This is a genomic window from Bradyrhizobium sp. P2_E8 (assembly GCF_056403875.1).
The window spans coordinates 1-4,467 of record NZ_JBFUES010000643.1; the positions used below are offsets into that span (position 1 = coordinate 1).

3 protein-coding genes are annotated in these 4,467 nt (G+C 59.9%); all 3 read left to right on the forward strand.

Annotation, left to right across the window (positions count from 1 at the left end; genetic code table 11):
- Positions 1 to 299 precede the first annotated feature (299 nt).
- The 3 genes from AC1D00_RS28605 to AC1D00_RS28615 all read left to right on the forward strand — a co-directional run bounded on the left by AC1D00_RS28605 (position 300) and on the right by AC1D00_RS28615 (position 4,439).
- The gene (locus tag AC1D00_RS28605; protein WP_477012968.1) at positions 300 to 1,409 is read left to right on the forward strand and encodes an HlyD family secretion protein; all 1,110 of its coding nucleotides are present in this window, start codon (positions 300 to 302) and stop codon (positions 1,407 to 1,409) included.
- A 365-nt stretch (positions 1,410 to 1,774) separates the two neighbouring features.
- On the forward strand, positions 1,775 to 2,761 hold the full coding sequence (locus AC1D00_RS28610) for a formylglycine-generating enzyme family protein (RefSeq protein WP_477012969.1): 987 nt from the start codon (positions 1,775 to 1,777) through the stop codon (positions 2,759 to 2,761).
- A gap of 604 nt (positions 2,762 to 3,365) precedes the next feature.
- Positions 3,366 to 4,439 (forward strand): SphA family protein, encoded by a 1,074-nt coding sequence (locus AC1D00_RS28615; RefSeq protein ID WP_477012970.1) that lies wholly within the window; start codon positions 3,366 to 3,368, stop codon positions 4,437 to 4,439.
- Positions 4,440 to 4,467: the final 28 nt, after the last annotated feature.

Genomic DNA, 4,467 nt, shown 5'->3' on the forward strand with positions numbered 1-4,467 from the left:
GATATAGATCAACGGGGCCACCTTGCCCCAATCGAAAGTAGAACCAGAAATCGGGAGGGCAAAGGGACACCCCATTGCGACAAAGATATCACGGAGAAGATTTGCCGGCGGGATTGCTCTGGTCTCCACCTTGCGTTTTACAACTGCCCACGCGGGTGTCAGCCCCGCAGAAGTCTGGGCCATTACCAAAGAGGTCTAAGATGTCGAGGTCGTCGTATCATCTCGGCTCGGCTGCGTAATTAGCTGAGACTGCCTAGCGTATGCCGTGCTGGCGGCAACGCAATGACGGGGGTGCCGCTGTGGTCATCATCCTGTGCCTCTACGCATTCGCCATGTGGGCGGTCTTCTCGAAGTTCAAGCTCGTGCGCTGGGGCTGGCTGTCGGGCACAATCTCGGTCCTGATCGGCGTGTTCATTCTCGCGACCTTCATGGCACTGTTCAATTACCTGACGCCATCGGGCAGGGTCACGGTCACCGGGCGGGTCGTCGAGGTGGCGCCGAATGTTTCCGGCGAGGTCATCGCCATTCCGGTCAAGTCGAATGTGACCGTGAAGACCGGCGAGGTGTTGTTTCAGATCGATCCCGCACCCTTCCAGTACAAGGTGTCGCAGTTGCGTGCATCGCTGGCCGCGGCACAGCAACAGACGAAGGTGCTGAAGTCCAACTACGAGCAGGCGACGGCGAGCGTCGCCGGTCTCGAAGCGCAGCAGAAATACAATGCCAAGCGGCTCCGCGACATCCAGAAGCTCTACGCCGAAGGGGCCAACACCGAGTTCAAGGAAGAGGATAACCAGGTTCAATACGAGACTGTGACGGCTCAGCTCAACGCAGCCAGAGCAACGCAGGAGAGCGCCAAGCTTACGCTCGACTCGGAGATCGGTGGTGTCAACACGTCAGTTGCGCAAATCCAGGCTCAGCTGGACAACGCCACCTGGGAGCTGACGCAAACCAGTGTTCGCGCGCCTGCCGATGGATACGTCACCATTGTTACCATGACCGTCGGAGACCGCGCAACGCAGTCGCGTTCGGTGATGTCGTTCGTCGTCGAGAAAGAGATTACAATTGTCGGGTTATTTTCTCAGAACGGTTTCCAGACCATCAAGGTCGGCGCTGCCGTCGACATCGTGTTCGACAATGCGCCGGGCCGGATCTATCACGCGAAGATCACGTCGATTCCGAAGGGCGTCGGCCAGGGTCAGGTCGCCGTCTCCGGGACGCTCGCCCGCACTACGGCGCTTGGCGGCACGACGGCCTTCCCTGCGGAAATTTCCGTCCCCGACGAAATGAGCCGCGACTCGCTGCGGCTGGGGATGTCGGGAAGCGCCACGGTATTTGCCGCAAATGCCGGCGTGATCGGACTTCTGGCTTCCATCCTGGTCTGGGTCAGCTCCTACACGGCCTATCTTTAGCCAATCCTCCGAGGTGCATTCGATTGAACGCGTCTGCCTTTAACCCATGCGCTACTATCCGTCGTGATTTTGCCTAAGGCCCTAGCTTCTACCGAATTTGCATAGGCGACGAACCTGCCGCACCTCTATCGTCCGCGTCCGGCACATGCTGTTTTGATCAATGGGGAGACGGTCTCGGCCCATGAAAAGCATAGCCCTAGGACGCCATCATTACTCGAAAGGTGGCTGCGAAGCCTCGGCCTACCGCAGCTTTTGACCCAAAGCGGAAATCGCGCGATCGACTGGATTGCGCTCTGTTGTCCGGTTTTGCATAGTCAACTGCTGCCATTGTGCGAATTTCCTATGATCAGCAGAKGGCGCAGCAGATGCGTGACTCCCCAGCGATTGATGGTCAGGGCACGGTAGTCGAGAGCATGGTGCTGATTCCCGGCGGCACATTCCGCATGGGTTCTGACCGGCATTACCCCGAGGAAGCCCCCGCGCATCGCGTGACCGTCGATGAGTTCTTCATCGATCGCACGCCGGTCACGAACCGGCAATTCAGGGAATTCGTGCGCGCAACCGGCCACGTTACCTATGCCGAAATCCCACCCGACCCCAAGGACTATCCGGGCGCGCAGCCGCACATGCTCTATGCGGGTTCGCTGGTGTTTTCGCCGCCCGCGCGGGCCGTCGATCTCCGCGACTGGAGCAGATGGTGGCAATTCATGAAGGGCGCCGACTGGCGGCACCCCTATGGCCCAAAAAGCAGTATCAACGTGCTCGACAATCATCCTGTCGTGCACGTCGCCTATTCCGACACGCTCGCCTATGCGCAATGGGCCGGCAAGGACCTGCCGACCGAGGCAGAATGGGAGTTCGCCGCGCGCGGCGGATTGAGTGAGGCCGAATTTGCATGGGGCGAAGAATTCACCCCGGGCGGGGAGCATCGTGCCAACACCTGGCAGGGCGAATTTCCCCGGCAAAATCTCTGCACCGATGGATACGAACGCACCTCGCCGGTGATGGCCTTCCCACCGAACGACTACGGCGTCTACGACATGATCGGCAATGTCTGGGAATGGACGTCCGACTGGTATGCACCAAAGCACGAAGCGGACGCACCGAAGGCGTGCTGCATCCCGGAAAATCCGCGCGGCGGGCCGGAAGTCGCAAGCATTGATCCATGTCAACCCACCATCCGGATTCCGCGGAAAGTCTTGAAGGGCGGCTCGCATCTCTGCGCGCCGAGCTATTGTCGCCGCTATCGCCCGGCCGCACGACATGCGGAGGCGATCGATACGTCCACGAGCCATGTCGGATTTCGATGCGTCAAGCGCAGAAGCAAGATGCCTGAGTCTTCCAGTAGCTGACAAAAAGAGCACTTCGCATGCGCTTTCGTCGTGATGTCCTGCAAAGCAGCAGTCTGGCGGTCCTTCTCCTCGGTTTCACCGCGCGGCTGAGGCGGCGACGGGCCTAGTCTTGGCGGTAGCGCCGTCCTTTCTGGTGGAATTGCTGCTGGGCGCCGCACCCGGCACAGCCACCGGCACCACGGTCAGCCGCGTCGCCGGCATTGCGATACTAGCGATCGGTGGGCCGATCTTCTTTTCTTGCGGACAGGGCCGCGCCACACCCGACCGCCAGCGCCAAATGGGCCAGCACTCCCGGCCACAAGGCAACGCCCGCCAACCCTTGGCTCGTCCAAGCCAACACGAGGATCGCGCACGATGCTCATGTCGCAGCTTGCGGCGACCACCGGGGCGGGCTCCTGCAGCCTTCTTGCTGCACACGGGCGCAGCTTGCCTAGACATGGATACCTCTGGTCAACGATGCTGTCGGTAATCCTACGAGTCAGCGGCGATGCTGAGTGCCTTTAGCGCAACAAGTTGAGCCAAATCTGACGAGGTTGTTACCTTGGAGCAAGACATTGAATCGCCAATCGATACACTGTCCATTCGTTGGCGGGAGGACGAGCGGATGAAGCGGTACCTATCCGAACCAAAGTCTCATTGTCGGCTTATTCGCGCAACGATCGGTCTGGCTGTGGCATTGGCCGGATTCTCGTCCGACCCAGCATATGCCGACGAGGATGGCGTTTCATACTGGCTTCCGGGGCGCTTCAGCAGCCTCGCGGCAGTCCCTGCAGTCCCCGGCTGGTCGATGGCCGAGGTCTATTATCACACCAGCGTGTCGGCCTTCGGTAACGCAGCCGCGGCAAGAGAAATCCGTGTCGGCCGGATCCCCGCTAACGTCAATGTCGATTTGAATCTGCGTTTAAACGCGCAGGCGGACCTTGTCCTGCTCAACCCGACCTACACGTTCGCGACGCCGGTACTTGGCGGACAATTGGCAATCGGCATCACCGGCTTGTTTGGCCGATCCGCCGCAACCCTCGACGGAACGCTGACAACAGCGGTCGGGCCCTTTGTGACGACCCGCACGGGGACCCTCTCTGATTCAATCACCTCGGTGGGCGATCTGTATCCGCAAGCAACGCTGAAGTGGAACGCCGGCGTCCACAATTTCATGACCTATTTGACCGGCGACATTCCTGTTGGCGCCTACTCTCCAACCCGTCTTGCTAACCTCGGCATCGGACACGGCGCGATCGACGGCGGCGGCGGCTACACCTATTTCAATCCGCAGACCGGTCACGAATTCTCCGGCGTGCTCGGCTTCACCTACAATTTCAAAAACACTGCCACGCAGTATCAAAGCGGCGTCGACATGCATTTCGACTGGGGTGCATCGCAATTCCTGTCGAAGCAGGTCATGGTCGGCCTCGTGGGCTATGTCTACAAGGGGCTGGGCTGTGACAGCGGTTCGGGTGACCGTGTCGGCTGCTTCCAGTCCCAGGTGGTTGGTATCGGACCCCAGATCGGTTTCCTTTTCCCGGTCGGCGACATGCAGGGCTATCTCAATCTGAAAGCTTACGGAGAGTTCGCTGCGGAAAATCGGCCGTCAGGCTGGAATACCTGGGTCACCTTCTCTATCTCGCCGCCTGCGCCTGGAGCGCCTCCGACAACAAAGCCCGTCGTCAGAAAATACTAGGAACATGCAATTGGCCCTGGCGAAGCGG

Coding starts and splice junctions, on each gene's coding strand:
- AC1D00_RS28615 (WP_477012970.1), top strand. CDS start 3,366: ATGAAGCGGTACCTATCCGAACCAAAGTCTCATTGTCGGCTTATTCGC.
- AC1D00_RS28610 (WP_477012969.1), top strand. CDS start 1,775: ATGCGTGACTCCCCAGCGATTGATGGTCAGGGCACGGTAGTCGAGAGC.